This is a genomic window from Atlantibacter sp. MEI4A-1023 (assembly GCF_056155425.1).
Genome location: NZ_CM149568.1, coordinates 1,795,821 through 1,817,433, shown reverse-complemented (window position 1 = coordinate 1,817,433; position 21,613 = coordinate 1,795,821). Strand labels below are relative to the sequence as shown.

The 21,613-nt window shown below is 55.2% G+C and carries 19 protein-coding genes; 2 read left to right on the top strand and 17 right to left on the bottom strand.

Annotation, left to right across the window (positions count from 1 at the left end; translation table 11 throughout):
- Positions 1–160 precede the first annotated feature (160 nt).
- The 7 genes from hcp to ACVV26_RS08780 all read right to left on the bottom strand — a co-directional run bounded on the left by hcp (position 161) and on the right by ACVV26_RS08780 (position 8,213).
- Positions 161–652 carry a type VI secretion system effector Hcp gene (gene hcp / locus ACVV26_RS08810; protein ID WP_312983560.1) on the bottom strand — a complete coding sequence of 164 codons (492 nt, stop codon included), beginning with the start codon at positions 650–652 and terminating at the stop codon, positions 161–163.
- Between the two features lie 4 nt (positions 653–656).
- Complete coding sequence (locus ACVV26_RS08805) at positions 657–2,372, bottom strand: OmpA family protein (RefSeq protein ID WP_474801007.1); 1,716 nt, start codon at positions 2,370–2,372, stop codon at positions 657–659.
- A gap of 3 nt (positions 2,373–2,375) precedes the next feature.
- Entirely contained in the window at positions 2,376–3,029 is a 654-nt protein-coding gene (tssL, locus tag ACVV26_RS08800) for a type VI secretion system protein TssL, short form (protein WP_474801005.1), read from the bottom strand.
- Positions 3,026–4,363 carry a type VI secretion system baseplate subunit TssK gene (tssK, locus tag ACVV26_RS08795; protein WP_474801003.1) on the bottom strand — a complete coding sequence of 446 codons (1,338 nt, stop codon included), beginning with the start codon at positions 4,361–4,363 and terminating at the stop codon, positions 3,026–3,028. Before tssK ends, tssL begins: the two co-directional genes overlap by 4 nt.
- Before the next feature lie 17 nt (positions 4,364–4,380).
- The gene (tssC, locus tag ACVV26_RS08790) at positions 4,381–5,931 is read right to left on the bottom strand and encodes a type VI secretion system contractile sheath large subunit (RefSeq protein WP_474801001.1); all 1,551 of its coding nucleotides are present in this window, start codon (positions 5,929–5,931) and stop codon (positions 4,381–4,383) included.
- Between the two features lie 37 nt (positions 5,932–5,968).
- Entirely contained in the window at positions 5,969–6,466 is a 498-nt protein-coding gene (gene tssB, locus ACVV26_RS08785) for a type VI secretion system contractile sheath small subunit (RefSeq protein ID WP_474800999.1), read from the bottom strand.
- Between the two features lie 481 nt (positions 6,467–6,947).
- Positions 6,948–8,213: a cytoplasmic protein gene (locus ACVV26_RS08780; protein ID WP_474800997.1), complete on the bottom strand. Its 1,266-nt coding sequence runs from the start codon at positions 8,211–8,213 to the stop codon at positions 6,948–6,950.
- Between the two features lie 136 nt (positions 8,214–8,349).
- On the opposite strand from ACVV26_RS08780, the gene ACVV26_RS08775 reads away from it, so the two are divergent.
- On the top strand, positions 8,350–9,900 hold the full coding sequence (locus tag ACVV26_RS08775) for a bifunctional metallophosphatase/5'-nucleotidase (protein WP_474800995.1): 1,551 nt from the start codon (positions 8,350–8,352) through the stop codon (positions 9,898–9,900).
- A gap of 40 nt (positions 9,901–9,940) precedes the next feature.
- Here the strand turns inward: ACVV26_RS08775 and cheW are convergent, their stop codons facing one another.
- The 6 genes from cheW to flhD form a co-directional block, all read right to left on the bottom strand.
- Positions 9,941–10,444 (bottom strand): chemotaxis protein CheW, encoded by a 504-nt coding sequence (gene cheW, locus ACVV26_RS08770; protein ID WP_125292190.1) that lies wholly within the window; start codon positions 10,442–10,444, stop codon positions 9,941–9,943.
- Positions 10,445–10,465: 21 nt separating this feature from the next.
- Complete coding sequence (gene cheA / locus ACVV26_RS08765) at positions 10,466–12,469, bottom strand: chemotaxis protein CheA (protein ID WP_474801795.1); 2,004 nt, start codon at positions 12,467–12,469, stop codon at positions 10,466–10,468.
- A gap of 10 nt (positions 12,470–12,479) precedes the next feature.
- The gene (gene motB, locus ACVV26_RS08760; protein WP_474800994.1) at positions 12,480–13,406 is read right to left on the bottom strand and encodes a flagellar motor protein MotB; all 927 of its coding nucleotides are present in this window, start codon (positions 13,404–13,406) and stop codon (positions 12,480–12,482) included.
- Positions 13,403–14,290, bottom strand: a complete 888-nt coding sequence (gene motA / locus ACVV26_RS08755) for a flagellar motor stator protein MotA (RefSeq protein ID WP_125292192.1) — start codon at positions 14,288–14,290, stop codon at positions 13,403–13,405. The genes motB and motA overlap by 4 nt, the downstream gene beginning before the upstream one ends.
- A 128-nt stretch (positions 14,291–14,418) precedes the next feature.
- Positions 14,419–15,003: a flagellar transcriptional regulator FlhC gene (gene flhC / locus ACVV26_RS08750; protein ID WP_474801793.1), complete on the bottom strand. Its 585-nt coding sequence runs from the start codon at positions 15,001–15,003 to the stop codon at positions 14,419–14,421.
- A complete protein-coding gene (gene flhD / locus ACVV26_RS08745; RefSeq protein WP_474800993.1) occupies positions 15,000–15,350 on the bottom strand; it encodes a flagellar transcriptional regulator FlhD in 351 nt (116 codons plus the stop codon). The genes flhC and flhD overlap by 4 nt, the downstream gene beginning before the upstream one ends.
- 803 nt (positions 15,351–16,153) lie before the next feature.
- Between flhD and uspC the strand changes: the two genes are divergently transcribed.
- Positions 16,154–16,573, top strand: coding sequence for a universal stress protein UspC (gene uspC / locus ACVV26_RS08740; protein WP_474800992.1), 420 nt, complete (start codon positions 16,154–16,156; stop codon positions 16,571–16,573).
- A 53-nt stretch (positions 16,574–16,626) separates the two neighbouring features.
- Here the strand turns inward: uspC and otsA are convergent, their stop codons facing one another.
- The 4 genes from otsA to araG all read right to left on the bottom strand — a co-directional run bounded on the left by otsA (position 16,627) and on the right by araG (position 21,576).
- Entirely contained in the window at positions 16,627–18,051 is a 1,425-nt protein-coding gene (gene otsA, locus ACVV26_RS08735; RefSeq protein ID WP_474800990.1) for an alpha,alpha-trehalose-phosphate synthase, read from the bottom strand.
- Positions 18,026–18,829: a trehalose-phosphatase gene (gene otsB / locus ACVV26_RS08730; protein ID WP_474800989.1), complete on the bottom strand. Its 804-nt coding sequence runs from the start codon at positions 18,827–18,829 to the stop codon at positions 18,026–18,028. Before otsB ends, otsA begins: the two co-directional genes overlap by 26 nt.
- Positions 18,830–19,067: 238 nt before the next feature.
- Positions 19,068–20,048, bottom strand: coding sequence for an arabinose ABC transporter permease AraH (araH, locus tag ACVV26_RS08725; RefSeq protein ID WP_125292198.1), 981 nt, complete (start codon positions 20,046–20,048; stop codon positions 19,068–19,070).
- A gap of 13 nt (positions 20,049–20,061) precedes the next feature.
- The gene (araG, locus tag ACVV26_RS08720; protein ID WP_474800988.1) at positions 20,062–21,576 is read right to left on the bottom strand and encodes an L-arabinose ABC transporter ATP-binding protein AraG; all 1,515 of its coding nucleotides are present in this window, start codon (positions 21,574–21,576) and stop codon (positions 20,062–20,064) included.
- Positions 21,577–21,613: the final 37 nt, after the last annotated feature.

Below are 21,613 nucleotides of genomic sequence, written 5' to 3'. Positions count from 1 at the left end.
TTATCGTTTCCTGACACGCTACCGCCCCTCGCTGTTTCCCGTGAAGGGGACCAAAGCGCACAAGGTCGGGCTGGCAGGTTGTGGTTTTCTTTGCTGAAGGCCCGCGGGCTGCGGACGCTCAGCAAAAAAAGCGGACAGAGACACTCTGCCCGCTTGCGGCTTACGCGGTGGCGCGTTCGTTCCAGGAATCGGAATGAATGATGTTGCCGTCTTTGTAGGTCCAGGTGATTTTTTCGTAACGCAGTTCAATCTGCTCGAGGTGGTTATGCTTTTCGAAAGAAGGATCCTTGATGTCGTGCATTTTCGGCGCGACTTTCACCAGCTTGACGTTTTCCAGTTTGGTGTTGAAGTACTCCACTTCCTGGCCCGCGTCGTTGATTTTGTACCATTTGAACTCCGCCGTTTTCAGGGTCTGACCGGTGGTCACCGCCTTGTACAGGTACGGGCTGGAGGAGTCGATTTCCTTGGTGAACAGGAACGGGGTGTGAATGCGGGTGCCGGTCAGCTTGCCGGTGTTGTTGTCGGTCGGGATGTACAGGTTGTGCTCCTGCGCCACCACTTCAATGCTGCCTTCACGGTCTTTAACGTCCACGGACCCTTTAATGTCCGCGCCGCCGTCGTCTTTCAGCCAAAGATAAACAGGAATTGCCATGAAATTACTCTCCATTGTGTTGTGAAGCGTCATCATCCTGCGATGACGCCGGGGGGGTGCCCGGCAACTGACAGGCATTCGCCTGCGGCACCAGACTGATTTCGACACGGCGGTTCAGCGCGCGGCCTTCCGGGGTGTCATTGGTGGCGACAGGGCGGCCTGCGCCGTATCCCTGCACCGCAAAACAGCTTTCCGGCACGTCGCCGGTGTCGCGCATCCAGTCGCGTACCGCTCCGGCACGTTTCAGGGACAACGGCTGGTTTATCTGCTGACTGCCGGTGTTATCAGTGTGACCCGCGATCACAATCAGCCAGCCCGGTCTGGCTTTGATGCCCACCAGGGCGTTCACCAGCACGCGGGTGGAGCCCGCCTTAAGGTCCGCGCTGCCGGAGTCGAACAGCGACATGCTGTCGAGGCGGACGGTTTTCGGTCCCTGAATAATCTTTTTGATAACAGGTGGCGGGGGTGCCCAGTCATTCACGGCGGCTTCTACCGGCGGGATCAGCCGCAGACCCTGGTACAGCCCTAACCGGTAGCGAACAGGCGCCCCCCGTCGCTGCCAGTCATCCAGCAAAGCCCCGTCAGCACGCAAACGCTGCTGCGCCCGGAGTTTGGGGGCAACAGGCTGACCGCCAGGATGGTGATAGAGGGCAAGGTGATCGCCAATATTGCGGATAAGACGCTGGTTATTCACCCAGGACGCCAGCATCGCCAGTGCCAGGAAAATCCCCGCTATCAGGCCGGCATAACGCCAGAACACCATCCGGCGGCTGACGCCCCGGCGTCGTGGCAGGACGGGCAGCAACAGCTCCGGCAACGGTAAGGGATCGTCGGTCGGAGCAATGTCCGGGAGCAGTGCCGTGAGGCTGGCAATATGCTGTTGCCACAGGTTGCCGGTCAGCCCCCTGACGGGTGCCATGCAGATCCCCTGGGCACAGAGCTTCAGGGCTGGCAACTCACCATGGCGAACCTGTAACAACGAGTCGACGGTGCTCGCCTGCCAGCTCAGCAGACTGTCCAGCCACAATGCCTGACTCAGGCGTGACAGGCGCTCGCGGGCATCGTTGTCCCGGGTCCACTCAGCCAGTGACAGATTGCCCTGACCGGGCTGATGGACTTGAATGCCGGCGCGATTGTTGACGGCGGTGAACCAGACAGGCTCTGCATCGTGGCAGGCTGGTGGCGGGGACACCCATGTCACTGTCCAGACGGGCGGAATGCTGCCCGTGGCGGTACGACACTGCACCACACCGCGCAGCCAGCCACGCAGTTGCTGGGCGATATCATCCGCAGAGCTGTGCTTTTCGGGCAGGATGGCCAGTAAAATGGAAATCTGCGACACCAGGGCCGGACGGACCTGACTCAGGTGCTGCGCCAGTAGCGGCAATTGCTCTGCATCTTTTACCCACAGATACCAGCCCTGCCGGGTTTCCCGGTGACAGGTTCCGGGTGCAAAGAGCGCCGTGTTATCTCCGCAGGCCAGAATGACGGCCCCCTGAAAATCCTCCGGCGGCAGGTTGTTATCCCCGAGATCCCTCACCGCTACGGCCAGCGACCGGGCAGCCCGCCGCTGGTGCCACAGCATCATGCCGCACACCAGGATAATCAGCAGACTAAGTGCCACGCGGCTAGTGACTGACAACGGCCAGAAACCCAGGATGAGCCACAACGCCAGCACCGTGCTCAACGCCGTTAACAGACTCCGGTAAGCATCACGCATCACTCACCCCGGCCTGACAATCTGGTTCACCAGTTCGGTGAGCGAAGACGAGAGGAAAAACCAGAGTGCAGCCAGTGCCGCCGCGCCGATAACCCAGGATAACCCGTACCCGCCACGACCGCTCCGCAACCGGGACGCCCCGGCCACTATCGGCGAATCCTGCGCCAGTGAAAAGGGCGGCACCCGTTCACCGAGCTTGCGTACCACATCTTCCCGACGTTCATCATCCCGGGCACGATATTGCCCCACAAACCCCAACTGCAGAGTGCGGTATAAGCAGATCAGCACAGCGGTGTCCGGCGCGGTTTCCTTAAGCAAATTACGGATACGCTCCCAGAGTTCTTCCCCGGCATTCAGCGTTCCAAAGAAATGTGCCTGTAGCGGGTCCCGGTGCCAGACCAGATACCCGTTATCTGTCGTCCCACGGTTAAGCACGCTTTCATCAAGCAGGGCGCACAGGGCATACACCATATGATCACGGCTGATATCGCTGTATCCCGCACTGGTCAGCGCGGTCCGAGCCTCCTGAACCAGGCCACAGGCCCGGCGGTATAGTTTTTCCCCTTCCCGTACTTCCTGACCGCCACGAAGCTGGCTGGCCATCAGCCAGCCGGGATAGAAAATACGCTCAATTTCGCTGATATCGGATTTGGTCATGTACGCAGCACCGCAAAGAGTTCAAGGTTCACATCACCGAGCGAGCCCGGAGTGTAAAAAGTACAGCTCTGCGTCTCCAGCATCGCCCGTGCGGCTTCCGTAGACAGATCCAGCGAGAAGTACTGGTTTTCCAGACGCAACGGAATAGCCGCCGGCACATGAGTGAGCGGTTTAATCACCATCCCACTCAGCGCCACATTCACCACATCGGAGACATCGTCAAAACTGCCGGCCTTGCACAACAGCGGGAACCTGATCTGTAGTTCGTGATTGGGCATGGATGAGCGTACAGAGAGGTAGAAATCAGCCCCTTCACGCAGGCGGGCGTCATGCAGGGAGCCTTTCCAGATCTGATCGTGATGATCAAGATGAATACTCACCACCCGTGACGGCAGGCTCGCTTCAAGGAGTTTGTCCAGCAGGGTCAGTAACGGCGTGAACACCTGTTCAGGTGCATCATGCTGATACGCCGGAATATCACCGGCATCGTGCTCCAGCGAGAACGTCAACAGACTGCCGGCAAGGCGGACTAGCTCCCGGTACAGCGGTTCGGGATGGCGGGACGGCGTCTGTAACAGCTCCACCAGAACCGGTTCGGCACTGTTCAGGGCATTGAGCAGCCAGAACAGAGACACGTCGGCCACGGCAAAATCGGCCATACGTTCATTGCTCTCACGGCGCATGGCCATCAGGCGACGACGACGGACCTGTAGACGCACCAGGAGGTCACCCAGCTCAGTGACCAGTAAGGGGCTGGCGGAAAGCGATAGCATGGGCGGGACGAACGACGGGTCCCGGCTCCACTGCCCCTGGGCATTACGCACCAGACGGGCCACCGGACAGGTCAGGTAAGCCGTATTTTCCTGGCTGGATAAGCGCAGCGTGATGGCGTTGCGCAGAACAGCCAGCTCACCGCTTTCATGGCCAGCCAGTTCCTGAACCACCACCCGCTCCGCTTTCCAGCGCCGGGGACGTTCGCTGTCCTGCCCGTTATCCAGATTGCCACCACTGGCACTCAGAAGGGGTAGCGAAGCGACCACCTCAACGGTCTCACTTCCGGCCGCAGGAGACAGGTCGCAGACCGGTGGCAAATTGTCCGCGAGGTCCGTATCCACAATCGTGCCATCCTGAAACCGCAACACCAGGCGGGTGGCGTTCAGTCGGGACAACGCCAGGGCCGCATCATCAAACTCAGCAGCCACCACACCCCAGGGATGAGAAATCCCCATCCGGGCCACCGTGTCAGCAATGTGTGCATTCCAGCGGGCCTGCTGCTGAAACTGTTGCGGGGCCAGTACGGCCCCGTCCTCCCAAAGTGGGCGATAAATTTTCATCCCTGATCCCCCTCGCCTTACGCTTTCGCTTTCGGCATCTGGCTGACCAGGGACAGACTGACGTCCATGCCCTCCACCTGGAAATGCGGTACGGCAAACAGTCTGACGCGGAAGAAGCCCGGGTTGTCCTCAATGTCTTCCACCACCACTTTTGCATCGCGCAGCGGGTGTGAGGCCTGCAGTTCATCACCCGGATCGGTCATTTCCGTCACCAGGCCGCGCACCCAGGTATTGAGCTCCAGCTCAAGCAGGCGGCGATCCTTGGTGGTGCCGATGTTTTCACGCTGAATAAGCTTCAGGTAGTGAGCGATACGCGACAGCAGGAAGATGTACGGCAGACGGGCATTGATACGGCTGTTGGCGGTGGCGTCGGCGGTGTCGTACAGCGCCGGTTTCTGGGTGGAGTTCGCCGAGAAGAAGCAGGCGTAGTCGCGGTTCTTGTAGTAAGACAGCGGGATGAAGCCAAGGTTAGCGAACTCAAACTCGCGGGTTTCCGGGATCATCACCTCAGAAGGAATTTTCACCTGATTCCCGGTACCGAGGTCATACAGGTGAATGGGCAGGTCCTGCACGGCGCCGCCCGCCTGCGGGCCGCGAATTTGTACGCACCAGCCGTTGTTGATGAAGCTTTTCACCATGTTGGCGGCAAAAGCGAACGAGGCGTTGGTCCACAGGTATTTATCGTGTTCCGGCCCCTTCACTTCTTCGGTGTAGTTAAAGCTGCGCACCGGCACGGTATCCGGGCCATACGGCAGGCGGCCCAGCACGCGCGGCATCACCAGACCGATATAGCGGGAATCGTCAGTGTCACGGAAGCTTTTCCACTTGATGTACTCGGCACGGTCAAAATAGTTGCCGATATCCTTGATGGCCGCGACCTGCTCCATGTTGTCTTTTAAAAAGAACGCCGGTCCTGCAGAACCAATAAACGGCATGTGAGCCGCAGCGGAGACTTTTGAAATATTGCGCATCAGCGCCACATCCTGAGCGGATGCATCGAACTCATACGCAGAGATGACCGCGGCAAGGGGTTCGCCACCCGGGGTGTCGTATTCCGCGATGTATGTCTGCTTATACAGTCCGCTCTGAATAATTTCCGGAGCGTCCTCGAAGTCCTGACGCAGCTCTTCTTTGGACAAATCGAGTAATTCCAGCTTCACGTTCTGGCGAAAATCGGTTTTATCCACCAGTGATTTCAGACCCCGCCAGATACTCTCTGTGCGCTGAAACGCTTCATGATGCATGACTTCATCAAGCTGACGGCTTATCTGGAAATCCAGCTCTGCAATATGCTGGTCGAGAATCGTTTTATCCAGCTTGTCCACTTTCTGCCCGGATTTCTGCAGGCACTGCATAAACACTTTCACTGCGGCGGTGACACGCGCATCCGCAGACGTTTCTGCCATCACGGTATTATCATCAAAACCGTTTAAATCACCGAGCTCAGCGACCGGCGTTAAATTAATTTTGTTAAACAGCGAGGCATATACCCCACCCTGCGGCAGTGTTTTTTCAATTGTGGCGCTGCCCGCCAGATTACGGGATTCGTTATTAACTGACATCAGCATTTACTCGTCATTATTCCGTTAAAAGAAGTTCCAGTCATTAATCCTGGAGCGGGGCCAGCGCATTCAGCTCACTGCGCAGTTCATCGGACAGCAGGGGGTCTTTTAATATTGCTTCCAGTTCTTTCCTGAAAGTCACATTATCAAGAAGATTGGATTTCAAATCGCGTAACAGATTACGCATTGAGAGCATGGCACGAAGCTGGGGAATTTGACGCGCGACAGCCTCAGGTTCAAAATCTTTCATATTTTTAAAGGACAGCTTCACATTTTCTTCAGAGCCGTCGTTTGCGAGGGTATTTTTAACGGCGAGACTGACCTGAGGATTAAGGTCAGCGAGAACACTGTTGAAATTATTCCTGTTGACGTTGATCTTTTCGCGTTCAGAAAGGGGCCCTTCTGCCCTGCCATTGCTGAAGTCACCCACGCTCAGGAGCTTCAGCGGCAGTTCAATTTTCTTCCTGGCGCCACCCGTTAAAAGATCCAGTTTTATATTTACGCGCGCACGCGGTATCTCGTTCTGAAATGATTCAGACATATATATTTATCTCCTGAATTAATTAATCCCTTATGCGGGTAGAGTGCCATTATAAAAGATCGGCATTCAATGTTAATACCCAGTTGAGCGTAACGTAAAGGAACAAAACGAATTTATTAATATCTGGAAACACTCATTAAAACCAAACGGTGCTTTATTTTTTCGGGATAACGGGTTCTGCACGGGATGGTAATTAATTACTAGTATGAAATCGAAGTTTATTCGCACAAAAATAAGAATATATAAATGTGTAACAAAAAAAAACACTAATACTGAAAAGTGCAAAAATATAAATATCCCATATGATTTATTTATACTGAAAGCATTGTGTAATATTACTCCTTTGGCTGATACCCGTTAATGTCCGCCAGAATGCATGAAAGAGTGAAGAGATATAAAAAAGAAACACGCGCCCCCTTTACGTTGTTTAACGACATTCTGACTTACTCGGTTCAATTCACCATTAGCTTTTCACGGCAGGCTAATTGCCCTGCCAGTGACTCTTTATCATCACCTGGTTATACCACCACGCCAGACAGATCAAATGCTGGCTGATAACCCTTGCAGTAAGCTGTCCGGCAATAAGTCGCCACGGATGCCCTTCCAGCCACTGGATAAACGCGTCGCAACTACGCAGCGAAATTTGTTGCGGTTGATATGCCAGGGGATCACCGGTGAGTCGTGCCACCATCTTGCGCGCAGTGGCGCTTTCCCATAGCTGCCAGTGATTATTCCACCAGCCGAGACGCCAACTGCCGCGCGGATACCATTCCCCGGCGCAGCCGCTATCCCCCTCCTCCACCACAAACCACAAACGGGTATGACCTGCTTTCACGTCAGACGCCCAGGCGGTGATCGCCGCGCCACGCAGCACGCATTCGTGGGCCAGATAGTGATTGGTGACCGCAGGGAAACGCCGCTTCAGGCGCTGAAAGTGACCGTGCAACGCAATCACCGGGCGAACCATCGTCCCGCTGTCGTTGCGTTTTAACGCCGCGCTGCCGTAGCGGATCTCATCAAACTGACTGCGCGCCAGGAAGCGGTCTTCCGCCGCACGGACCCGCTCCACCAGCGGCAGGTCACGGGGTTCGGGTTGCAATGATTCATCGCCCTGATAGCGCAGGGAGTCCCCCACAGGCCACGGGCTGTAATTGGTGGAGATTTGCACAACCCGCCCGGAATCCGCATCGGCGCTGATGATGACGTAAAGTTGCTGATGGCGGCGCATTCCCTGGAAAGGTAGCGCCATAATTTGGCTGGCGATTCGTGTCACCGGCTGTTCAGCGAAGGGATTCTGGCTTTCGCACCACACCGCTGCCTGTTGTAAAACCCGGTAGGCCGTGGTTTCACCCTGGTGTTCCCCTGCGGCGAGCGCGCTGAGCAGTGTCTCCCGTCGCGTCCCGGCAGCCTGGCTGACGCGCAGGGGCGTGAACGCCCGTCCGCAGGCTGTGCATTGCAAACGCGCGCTACCTGAACGGTTCGAACCATAGCGGATCAACCGGGCATGACAGCCGCGCGGGCAGCCCTGCCCGGTCAGGCCCAGGTGATGGGCAAACAGTTGCGCGAACCAGTCATTGCATTCCGCTTCGTTAAACAGCGGCGGCAGGCTGCCGCATTTCCCGCAGCCAAGCGCCGGATAGCCCAGCCGATACACCGGCCAGACATACTCAGGCGCATCCGCCACACCCAGATTGGCGCATTTTCCGCTTTTACAAACGTTCAGACGCACCTGAAAACGGTTATCCATCACCCGGTTACCCACGCATTGTGTCAGTCGGCACAGGATGACGCGGTTTCCCCGGCATCGTTGTGAGGGCATTCACAAAAGCAAGGCGTGTGGGCGGCAAAGATAGCCGCGCCTCTTTTTCAATTAAGGAATGATGATGAAAGTTAACTATCTCTCTCTGGCGCTCCTCGCGGGCTGGTGCGCACAAGGCCTGGCGCAGGATGTCACGGTCATTTACACCAACGATCTGCATGCTCATGTAGAGCCGTACAGCGTACCGTGGATCGCGGACGGTAAGCGTCCGGTAGGCGGGTTCGCCACGATTTCTACCCTGGTGAAACAGGAAAAAGCGCGTAATCCCACCACCTTTTACTTTGATGCCGGGGACTACTTTACCGGCCCGTATATCAGCAGCCTGACCAAAGGCAAAGCGATTATCGATATCCTTAACACCATGTCGGTGGATGCGGCATCGGTGGGCAACCATGAGTTCGACCACGGATGGGACAATACCCTGCTGCAACTGAGCCAGGCGACATTCCCGATCCTGCTGGGCAACGTGTTTTATCAGAACAGCCAGGTGCCGTTCTGGAATAAGCCGTACACCATTCTGGAAAAAGATGGCATCAAAATCGGCGTGATTGGGCTGCACGGTGTGTTCGCTTTTGACGATACCGTTTCTGCGGCGATGCGCCAGGGTATCGAAGCACGCGATGAGGTGAAATGGCTTCAGCACTATCTGGATGAACTGCGCGGCAAAGTGGATATCACCGTGGCGCTGATGCACGAAGGCATTCCGGCGCGCCAGTCCAGCAAAGGCAGTACCGACGTCAAACGGGCACTGGATAAAGACATTCAAACCGCCAGCCAGGTGAAAGGCCTGGATCTGCTGATCACCGGACATGCCCACGTCGGTACACCAGAACCGATCAAAGTAGGTAATACGCTGATACTGTCTACCGACAGCGGCGGCATTGATATCGGTAAGCTGGTGCTCGACGTCAATCCCAAAACCCGCGCACATACGGTGAAAAGCTTCGAGTTAAAAACGCTGTTTGCCGATGAGTGGAAACCCGATCCGGTAACCCAGCAAACCATCGATAAGTGGAATAAACAGCTACAACAAACGGTAAGCCAGCCGATTGGCGAAACGCCCATTGCCCTGACCCGCGCTTATGGCGAATCCTCTTCCCTTGGCAACCTGTTCACCGATGCGATGATGGCGGCAGCACCGGATGCGCAACTGGCGGTGACTAACTTGGGCGGCCTGCGCGCGGATATTAACGCCGGGAAAATTACCCTCGGCGATGTGATCAGCGCTTTCCCGTTCCCCAATGAACTGACGGTGATGGACCTTAATGGCAAGCAGGTGCGCAACCTGATGGAGCACAGCGCCTCGCTGACTAATGGCGTGTTGCAGGCGTCGAAAGGCGTCCTGATGCGCTACGACACCCATAAAGCGCCGGGCGCGCGGGTGACGCAGTTGACCCTTAACGGCAAACCTATCGAGGATAATCAGGTGTATCGCGTAGCGACCAACAGTTTCCTGGCACCGGGGGGCGACGGATTTATGGCCTTCACTGAAGGGAAAAACAAACAGGTGCGCGGTGGGTACAACTTATCAGATGCGCTAATCGATTATCTGAAAGCGGGCAATAAAATCGACCCGGCAGTGGTGAATGAAAAACGGGTAGAAGAAGTTAAGTAAAAAAAGCCCGGCGGGTTTTGCCTGCCGGGCTTCCTGACGTTTACGCCACGCGAGCGGCAGCGCTGTCCAGCAGCGCCATTTCTTCGCTGTTGAGCAGTTTTTCGATGTTGACCAGGATCAGCATCCGGTCGCCCACCGCGCCGAGGCCGGTCAGGTATTCGGTAGACAGCGTCACAGCGAATTCCGGGGCCGGACGGATCTGATCGTTGGTCAGGGACAGCACGTCAGACACGCCATCCACTACAATCCCCACCACGCGCTGGCCCAGGTTCAGCACGATCACCACGGTGTTGTCGTTGTAATCCACATCTTCCTGATTGAATTTGATGCGTAAGTCGACAATCGGCACAATCACGCCGCGCAGGTTGGTCACGCCTTTGATAAACGACGGCGTGTTGGCGATACGGGTTACCTGATCGTAACCGCGGATCTCCTGCACTTTCAGAATGTCGATGCCGTATTCTTCATCGCCGAGGGTGAATACCAGAAATTCCTGGCCAGACGGCTCTCCGGCCAGCTTGGTTACATTACTCATACCGGTCATTTGCATATTTTCCTAAGCTAATCAGGCGGCTGTCTGCGCCATACGTTGTTCACGGTTAATACCTTGCAGCGCGGATACATCCACAATCAGCGCCACGCTTCCATCACCCAGAATGGTGGCGGCAGAAATACCCGGCACCTTGCGATAGTTGCTTTCAAGGTTTTTCACTACCACCTGGTGTTGACCAATTAACTGATCGACCAGCAGCGCATAACGGCGGTTAGCGCTTTGCAGGATCACCACGATGCCCTGGGTAGCCTGGGTTTTCGCACCTTCGACGTCGAACACTTTCCACAACTCCACCAGCGGCAGGTATTCGCCACGCACTTCCAGCACGCGCTCGCCGCCCGCCAGCGGATGTAAATCTTCTTCGCGCGGTTGCAGGGACTCCATGACCGCGTTGAGCGGCAGAATGAACACTTCTTCATTCACTTTCACCGACATGCCGTCAAGGATAGCGAGGGTCAGCGGCAGCAGAATGCGAATGGTGGTGCCCACGCCCTGTTTGGACTGGATTTCAACGTGGCCGCCCATTTCCTGGATGTTCCGTTTCACCACGTCCATACCCACGCCGCGCCCGGAGACGTCAGTGACCACTTCGGCAGTAGAGAAGCCTGGTGCGAAAATCAGCATACCGACTTCATCGTCAGTCATGTTTTCGCTTACCGGCAGGCCCTGGGACATGGCTTTTGCCAGAATACGCGCGCGGTTCAGCCCTGCGCCGTCGTCGGTGACTTCAATACAGATGTTGCCGCCCTGGTGTTCGGCGGAGAGGATCAGGTTGCCTACCGGGGATTTGCCCGCCGCTTCGCGGTCTGCCGGCATTTCGATACCGTGGTCAAGGCTGTTGCGCACCAGGTGGGTCAGCGGATCGATAATGCGCTCAATCAGGCTCTTATCCAGTTCGGTAGAGCTGCCCTGTAACGTGAGTTCAATCTGTTTGCCGAGCTTGCCCGCCAGGTCGCGTACCAGGCGCGGGAAGCGGCTGAAGACGTACTCCATCGGCATCATACGAATCGACATCACCGACTCTTGCAGGTCGCGGGCGTTGCGCTCCAGCTGGCTCATGCTGGTGATCAAATCCCCGTGCGTCACCGGATCCAGCTCGTTAGAGCGCTGGGCCAGCATCGACTGGGTGATCACCAGTTCGCCGACCAGGTTAATCAACTGGTCAACTTTCTCTACCGCCACGCGGATGCTGGTGTTTTCCCGCTCGCGGGTAGCCGGTTTCTGCTCGCGCTCGGCGCGCGCAGGGGCCGCAGCCACCGGTGCGGGCGGCGCGGCAACGGGGATAGGTTCAGGTTTAGCGTCTTCAACCACCGGTACGGGCGCGGTTTCTACCGGCTGCGCCACCGCGCTGCCAGGCGCGGAAAACGCAATCTGTTCCGGCTCCACCACGAAGCACAGCACGGCGCTAATGTCATCAGCGCTCACGCTGGTATCCAGCGTCGCGCTCAGGGTATTTTCCCCCTGCACCACGTCGCTCAGGTCGCCCAGGTTGGCTAACTCTTCCTGCAACTGCGCCACTTCGCTGGCTTTTAAGCCGCTTAAGGTGATACGCAGCTTACCGACGTCGGCGGCGGCTTCCTGTTGCGGCGTGACCAGCGTCAGGGGTGCCGGTTCTGCACTGGCTTCGCCCTTCGCCTCCAGCGCAAGCTGGCGCAGCGCCTGGCAGATGTATTCGAAGCTGGCAGCGTCCGGCTCTTCTGAACTTTTATACGCGTCGAGCTGTTCCTGCATAATATCTTTGGTTTCCAAAAACAGGTTGATAATGTCGGTGTTGAGTTGCATTTCACCGCGCCGGGCTTCATCAAGCAGGTTTTCCATCAGATGCGTGGTTTCCTGCAACACGCTAAAACCAAATGTGCCGGCCCCGCCTTTTATGGAATGGGCCGCACGGAAAATGGCGTTCAGTTGCTCTGAATCCGGCGCTTCGGGCGCCAAAGAGAGCAGATGCTGCTCCATATCAGCTAACAGTTCGTCAGCCTCATCAAAAAACGTTTGATAAAAATCGCTGATATCCATACTCACGCTATCACCTCGGACCCGGTTGTGGCGGTGTTGAGTTCGTCGCCGGGGGCACTGCCCCCGGTTGGGCTAAATCGCTGAGAGAGCCGTTCTGGCTGTCGGCGTTCTCATGCAATATCGATTGCTCGGTCTGCTTGTTAAGGACCAGGATGCTGATGCGCCGGTTAATGGCTTCATCCGGTCCTTTGTCGGCCAGTTTCATGGTGGCCGACATGCCGACGACGCGCAGCACTTTGCCGTCGTCCAGGCCGCCGATCACCAGTTCACGCCGCGAGGCGTTCGCGCGATCTGCCGACAGTTCCCAGTTGCTGTAGTAGCGCTCGCCGGACGCGTAGGGAATGTCATCGGTATGGCCTGATAAGCTGATTCGGTTGGGAATGTCGTTAAGCACCGGCGCGATGGCGCGCAGAATATCGCGCATATACGGCTCCACTTCGGCACTCCCGGTTTTAAACATCGGGCGGTTCTGGCTATCGATAATCTGGATCCGCAGCCCTTCCGGCGTCAGGTCGATGCGTAAATGCGGTCGCAGCGCACGCAGTTTCGGGTCAGATTCAATCAACTGGTCCAGATCGCCACGCAATTTTTTCAGCCGGCTGGTTTCCATGCGCTTTTTCAGCTCATCGATATCCGGCTCTTTTTTGACTTCACCCTGCGTCTGGGTGTAATCATCGCCGCCGCCCGGAATCGGGCTTTCGCTGTCGGCGATGCGCTGCCCGCCAGTGATCGCAGCAGAAAGCGGGGTACGGAAATAGTCGGCAATTTGCACCAACTCTTTAGGGCTGGCGATGGAAATCAGCCACATCACCAGAAAGAACGCCATCATCGCGGTCATAAAGTCGGCATAGGCAATCTTCCACGAACCGTGTGCGCCGCCGTGGCCTTTATGTTTGCGTTTCTTAACGATAACGATCGGGCGATGTTGATTCTTCATGCGTCTTCCGTCGTCGTTTGTTGATTCGGCGATTTTACGGCGCGTACATGCTCATCCAGCTCGATGAAGGACGGACGCTCGGTGGAGTACAGCGTTTTACGGCCAAATTCGACGGCGATCGGCGGCGCATAGCCGTTCAGGCTGGAGAGCAGCGTGACTTTGACGCACTGCATCATTTTGGTGGTTTCCGCGCTCTTCTGGCGCAGCACGGTCGCCAGCGGGGAAATAAACCCATAAGCCAGCAGAATACCGAGGAACGTCCCCACCATTGCATGGGCGATCAGCGCGCCCAGTTCCGCCGCCGGGCGGTCCGCCGACGCCAGGGCATGCACCACGCCCATCACCGCCGCCACGATACCGAAAGCCGGGAGCGAGTCGCCCATGATCGCCAGACTGTTGGCCGGGATCTCGCACTCGTTCTCGTGGGTTTCGATCTCTTCATCCATCAGCGCTTCGATTTCGAAGGTGTTCATGTTGCCGCTGATGATCAGGCGCAGATAATCGGTGATGAATTCAAGCATCACTTTATCGGCAAGAATACGCGGGTAGCTGGCGAAAATTTCGCTCTCTTTGGGGTTTTCGATATCACGTTCAAGAGAGAACATCCCCTGCTGGCGCGACTTGGCCATCAGGCGGTACAGCAGCGCCATCAAATCCATGTAGGTGCTTTTGTTGTATTTGGAGCCGCGAAACAACAGCGGTAACGCTTTGACCGTGGCTTTGATCGCTTTGCCGTTATTCCCGACGATAAACGCCCCTACCCCTGCGCCCCCAATGATGACAAATTCAGCAGGTTGATAGAGTGCGCCAAGGTGACCGCCGGTCATCATATAACCGCCGAACACTGTACCGAGAACAACCAGGTAACCTATAAGAATCAGCACGACATCTTCCTTCCGCTGTTGACTGTGACAAGGACTCACAAGCGAAAGACGTTTCGTGTCGGACGGGGAATAAAAAAAGCAGCGATAAGAAACTTATCGCTGCTGGAGTGATTCACCACACCTGACGCTTAAACAGCCTGTACGACCTGTTCATCCAGCAGTTGTGGGATAATATCGGCAGTATCTCGGGAAAGTTTACGCCTTTTTACTGCGCGGGAAGGCGGCTGGCATAAGCTACAGGCGAAACTGCCAACCGGCTGATGCGCATGGGTAATAAAATTGCCGCCGCAGCAGTTGCAGGTCGAGAGTTCCAGCATCCCGCTTTCAACAAAACGAACTAATGTCCATGCGCGGGTCAACGCCAGCAGCGGGCCATCATCCTGAGACGGGCACTGTTCGAGGTACAGGCGGTACGCTTTGATCACCGCATCCACACCGGAACATAACCCGGTGCGTAGCAGGTACTGCCATGCGTTACAGAACATCGAGGCATGGATGTTCTGCTCCCAGGTCATAAACCAGTCCGTGGAAAACGGCAGCATACCTTTTGGCGGCGGGCTTCCCCGTAATTCTTTATACAGCTTGATTAACCGCCCACGGCTCAGCTGGGTTTCGCTTTCCAGCATCTGAAGGCGTGCCCCCAGCGTAATCAATTCCATTGCCAGCTGAATGTCGCGCGCTTCCTGAACAATGCTCTTTTCGACCATGATCAGGCCCTTTTCTTTTTGCTGACGTCGTCAGCTGTCGTCGCATTGTTAAGCAGGCGTGTGGAAAGCAGGATCCCGGTGTGAACCTGTTGCAGATCGTCAACGCGTGACTCCTGCGTCAGGCGGGTAATGGTTTGGTGATCGTCAAAACGAAACTGACAGATTAGCTGATTGGTCTCGGCCAATTTTACCATCTGCGGCAGCGTGAGCTCGCCGAGGGTGTTTGCCATCTCTTCAGTTACGCCCAAACGGAACATGGCAGAGGCTTTGTCCTGGCTTATTAAACGTTGAGCCAAAAGAAGATACGACAGGTTGATGTCGTAAATGTGTTTCAGTAACTCGGATGTGTGCATTTTTCCCATCCAGAATAACCAACTGCGTACTATGCGGTATGCCCGCACCCCGTGATGTCGCCAGATAAAATCTGGAAAAATAAAAATAAGGGTTTAATGTTGCAATAAAACAAGTGGTTATTGTAAAGCCCGCGCCACAGGGGCCGGTCGTCACAAAAAGTTACTTATTTGAAGACAATTCTTATTTCCCTTACAAAAAACTAAGATTTTTCCTAAAGCGAGCAAACTGTACTCGTCAGAAATTTTACATACAATCAGGGCGTGATGATAATTTGGAAAATATGTGACACAGATCACATTTATGAATTAAAAATCTTAATAAACCAATCAGAAAAGCTATAGAAACGGTTATTTTTTGAGCAAAACTGGTACGGTTGTCGTATTGCTTTTACGAATAATCATTCATGGCACGTGCTATTTACACCGCCATCAACAAAAGTTTCCGCTCAAATTTAACTCATTTTATTTAACATTAATGAAACATATTTTTCCACCCGTCCGACATAATCTTAAATATATTTAATTGTTAATAATCAATAGATTAAAAATAAAACGTGCGCCAAATAAAATTTTTGTAAATATTTTATTGAAGCGCAACGCAAACCCTGCCTCGCGGATATTTTTGGGTTACGTCTTTACTGCACAACTATTTCACATTCGTTGCATATTCCTTATATAAGAATAATTAATATTTTTTCTGTTAACTGCCTCCATAACCTGGGGTAGTTACCTTGCGCAAACGTTGAAAAGCGCGTATTTCCCTGGTAACGAGCGCCATTTCTCATGTGAGTAAGGAGCGTTACATGAGCTATAAACATCTGCTGGTCGCGGTTGCGCCTACCCCCGAAAGCCATCAACTGGTGGCGAAAGCGGTTTCTATTGTCCGGCCCGTTGAGGGTTCGATTACCTTGATTACTCTGGCATCCGATCCCGAACTGTATAACCAGCTCGCTGCGCCCATGATGGAAAATCTGCGCGAGCTGATGCTCGAAGAAACCCATCTGTTTTTGCAGTCTCTCAAAGATCAGGCTGGCTATCCCATCCATGACACGATTATCGCTACCGGGGAGTTGAGCGAGCATATCCTCAATATCTGCGCCAAAACGCCGGTAGATCTAGTGGTATGCGGCAATCACAATCACAGCTTTTTCAGCAAAGTGACCTGTAGCGCAAAGCGGGTTGTGCAGTCCTGCTCGGTGGATGTGTTACTGGTGTCGCTATAACAAACGCGGCCCAATAAAGGGCCGCGTTTCGTTACAGGTTAAAGCGTGAATGATCAAGCGAGTTTCTGGAACGTCGCAATCTTTTGCTGTAGCTGGCTTTGCGCGCTACGCGGCGCGATCTGCTTTAAGGTGGCCAGGAAGCGCTCCTGCCAGTGATGAATATCGTTTTGCTGCACCACGCACATCATTTCACTGTGGCGTGAAATACGCTCCGCCAGCGGCATGGTTAACGCCCGGTTCATCGCATTAGCAACTTCATCCCGGTCGTATGGATTGACCAGCAAGGCAGAGGTTAATTCATTGGCCGCCCCCGCGAATTTAGACAGCACCAGTACGCCAGGATTCGCCGGATCCTGGGCCGCCACATACTCTTTCGCGACCAGGTTCATCCCGTCGCGCAGCGGCGTAACCAAACCCACATCCGCGTGGCGGAATACTTTCATTAGCAGTTTGCGGTCGAAATGCTGGTTAAGGTAATAGAGCGGTGTCCAGCCCAGTTGTCCGTATTTACCGTTAATGCGCCCGGCCTCGGTTTCCAACTGGTGACGGATATCCTGGTAGGCCTGCACATCGCCGCGCGACGTCGGGGCAATCTGGGTGTAGCGAATTTTACCGTGATGCTGCGGGTAGTTTTCCAGCAGCGCCTCAAAGGCCTGGAAGCGTTCCGGTAACCCTTTGGAATAATCAAGCCGCTCAACCGAGAAGATATTCTTAATAGTTCCCAGCTCTTGTTTCAGCTGTGCCAGTTTTGGCGGCAGCGGGCCCGCAGCCTGGGCGGCGATCTCTTCCGGTTCAATACCAATCGGGTAGACCGAGGTGGTGAACTGTTTCCCGAAGGCGCAATGGCTGTGTTTATCCCGCGTCGTTAGCGTCGTTTGCTGCGCGACACTTTCTAAAAAAGCGTTTTCATCGTTGGAAGTCTGGAAGCCCAACAGATCGTAATCACACAGTTTCTCCAGTAAATCGGCGTGCGGCGGCAAGGCGTTGAAGATTTCCGGCGTCGGGAACGGGATATGTAAGAAGAAACCGATGCGGTTATTGATACCCAGCGAACGCAGTGCGCTGGCGAACGGCAGCAGGTGGTAGTCGTGGATCCACAGGATATCGTCCTCTTCCAGCAGTGGTTTCAGTTTTTCCGCCAGTAGCTGGTTCACCCGCAAATAGCCCTCCCAGGCGTCGCGCTGGAAGTTCACCAGGTCGAGACGGTAGTGGAACGCCGGCCACAGCACGGCATTAGAGAACTGGTTGTAATACTGTTCGTAATCCTGCTCGCTAAGATTAAACGAGGCCCAGGTAATATTATCCCGGCTCACGGTCTTCAGCGGCTGGTCTTCATTACCAATCTCTCCGCTCCATCCAAACCACAAGCCTCCCGCCGCTTTCAGGGCCCCAAGCACGCCAACCGCCAGGCCCCCTGCGCTTGCTTTTTTATCATCGGGCGGCGCGATACGATTAGATACTACGACTAAGCGACTCATAACCTACACTCCTGTCATTCAATTTTTGTTCTTTTTCTAGTTGTATTACCAACTTTTCAAGCCATACGTGGACGGCCTTTACATTCATCAGACGATACTTCGCGTCGGTTTCTCCTTTCCCTACCTTGATGGAAATGCCGTTCATGGCATTCACCGTGGCAAATCCCGCCTCGTCTGTTAAGTCATCCCCGATAAACACCGGGGTGCGGCCTGCGAACGGTTCCTGCTGCATGAACGCCGCAATCGCCTCGCCTTTGTTGATGCCGCGCGGTTTGATTTCCACCACGCATTTACCGGGCTGTAGCGAGAGCTCTTCATACAGGCTCACCAGCGTGGAGGCCAGGCTGAGAATACGTGATTCAAATTCAGGCGCCTGGCGATAGTGCAGCGCAAAGGCCATTCCCTTGCACTCCAGCTCGGTGCCAGGCATTGTCGCCAGTTCGGTTTCAAGGCGCAGTTGCAGCGCGCGCACCAGGTCGGCAGGCAGCGTAACAATATGGGTATTTCCGTTGATGTCGCGACGCTCAGCGCCGTGCACCCCGGCAACAGGGAAACGATGCGGTGCGGCCAGCTTGTCGAGCTCAGCCATAGAACGTCCCGAAATCAACGCCAGCGCCCCATTATGAAGACCGGAAAGCTTTTCCAGGAGGGCACGCACGTCGGTCGGTATGTGAACCAGATCGGGATGAGGTTGAATTTCTGCCAGCGTACCATCGAGGTCAAAGAAAAAAGCCAGGTTTCCGTTATTCAAGGGTGGTAGAGAGAGTTCAGTAGCCACCAGTGGTTTCCTCCTTACACAGTCAAAAGGCAACCAAACAGTTACCTGCCATTATCAATAGCCATGTAAGTATAGACAGTGTGACGAGGCTCGCCATCTCCCTGACGGGCCTGTAAGGCTTGCCAGCGCTGGATTAGTCTGAAAAACGCCATAAAAAAGCCGACCCGTGAGGGTCGGCAATCAATAATTATTACGAATGAATCTCGCGAATAATCGCGATGTTTTTTGTGAAAAAAGATTACACCGTGCGTTTGGCTTTCTGTTTATAGCGGTCGAAAATCACCGCCGCCAGCAGAATCAAACCACGCACCACATACTGGGCGAACGGCGAGATATTCAGCAGGTTCATGGCGTTTTCCACGGTGCCGAGGATCAGAATACCGGCGACTACGTAAGAAATTTTACCGATACCGCCTTTCAGCGAAACGCCACCCAATACGCAGGCCGAGATGACAATCAGCTCATAACCGATAGAAGTCATCGGCTGGCCGCTGGTCATACGGGAGGCCAGGATGATCCCCGCAGCTGCGGAAACCAAGCCGGACAGCACGAAAATGATGATTTTAGTGCGCACTACCGGTACGCCAGCGAGACGCGCCGCCTCTTCGTTACCGCCAATCGCAAGGGTGTTACGGCCAAAAGTGGTTTTATTCAGCAGAAAGCCAAAAATAATCAGGCAAGCCACGGTCAGCCAAATCGGCGCAGGCAGGCCCAGCCAGTTGGCGTAACCCAGGGTAAAGAAGCTTTCGTCTTCAATCCCAACCGCTTTACCGTCAGAGATAATGTACGCCAGGCCGCGCACGATCTGCATGGTGGCAAGCGTAGTGATCAGGGCGTTGATTTTCAGTTTGGCAATAACGAAACCGTTCACAAAGCCGCTGAGCATACCGAGCGCCAGGCCGGCAAATACGCCAATCCACAGGCTTTCGGTCATATTGATGACTACCGCCGTCGTTACCCCGGCACAGGCGATGACCGACGCCACCGACAGGTCAAAGTCCCCGGACGCCAGGCAGAACAGCATCCCGCAGGCCACCATGCCGGACATGGAGATCGCCAGCCCCAGCCCCTTCATATTGATAAAGGTGGCGAAGTTGGGCACAAAAATCGCACAGGCGATAAACAACACGGCAAACACGACCAGCATACCGTACTGGTCCCAGATACGGCCGAGGGTCAGCGATGACTTTGGCGCACCGGATGTGGTTAAAGCAGACATAAACTCTCCTGTATCAGGCGACAGCCTGGCTGATTTTTGGCATCGCAAGGCTTAGCGCGTCTTGTTCGCAGGCCTCGCTATGCAGTAACTCCCCGGCGACTTCCCCTTCACGCATCACAATGATGCGGTCAGCCACCCCGAGCACTTCTGGCAGGTCGCTGGAGGCGAACAGCACCGCCACGCCCTGCGCCGCCAGCGCATAGATAACGTTATAAATTTCGTGCTTCGCCCCCACGTCGATCCCGCGCGTTGGCTCATCAAGCAAAATGACTTTCATCTCTTCCGACAGCCAACGGCCCAGGATCGCTTTCTGCTGGTTGCCCCCGGACAGGTTCATGATCAACTGCCCGGCCGTCGGCGTTTTGATATTGAGAGATTTAATATGGTGCTGGGCGTTTTGCGCCTCCCAGCCGTTGTTAATCAGGCAACCAGCGCTGATGTGCTTGCGCCGCGCGCTGATGTTGATATTGTCCTGCACCGAGTGCACCGGAATAATACCGTCCGCTTTGCGGTCTTCCGGGCACAGCATCATGCCGGAGCGGATCGCGTCGCCTGGTGCACGGATAGCTACCGGCTGGCCGTCGATAAAAATTTGCCCGTCAGTGATCCGGGTGCCGCCGAACATGCCTTTCATCAGTTCGCTGCGCCCTGCCCCGACCAAACCAAACAGGCCGACGATTTCACCGCTGCGTACCGACAGGGAGATGGGCGTACGCACGCCTGGCGCTTTCACGTTTTCCAGACGCAGACGTTCCGGCCCGTATTCGCGCGGTTTCCAGCCGTAGATATCACCGATTTCGCGTCCGACCATCGCCTGCACCAGTTTGTCGTGGTTGACCTGTTGCATATCATCGAAGGTGCAGACGTAGCGGCCATCTTTAAACACCGTGATGGCATCGCTGAGGGCGAAGATCTCTTCCATACGGTGAGACACATACAGGATCACGCGCCCTTCGTTACGCAGTTCGCGGATCACCCGGAATAAGTTTTCGATTTCACGCGCCGACAGCGAGCTGGTGGGTTCGTCAAAGGCGATAACTTTGGCGTTGCGCGCCAGCGCTTTGGCGATTTCGACCATCTGCCACTGCCCGATAGACAGGTATTTGAGCGGCGTTTGCGGATCGATATCCAACCCTAAATGTTCAAGCTGCAGTTTGGCTTCGTAGTTCAACAATGACCGGTTCACAAAACCCATTTTGTGGGGGATCTGGCCCAGATAGATGTTCTCGGCCACGGTCATTTCCGGCACCAGGTGCAGTTCCTGGTAGATGATCGCCACGCCCGCGTTAAGCGCCTGGGTGGTATCGGCAAACGCCACTTCCTGGCCTTTCAGGGCGATGGTGCCCGTGGTCGGGGTATAGTTGCCGCTGAGAATTTTTAACAGGGTCGATTTCCCCGCGCCGTTTTCGCCCATCAGCGCATGAACCTGCCCGGCATGGCAGTCAAAACTGATATCTGATAACGCTTTCACGCCCGGGAAGGTTTTCCCGATGCCGCGAAATGAGAGCCAGGGTGTTGATTGCTGCATAACGCCTCCACAAACCACCTAAAAGGCGAGCGCACCT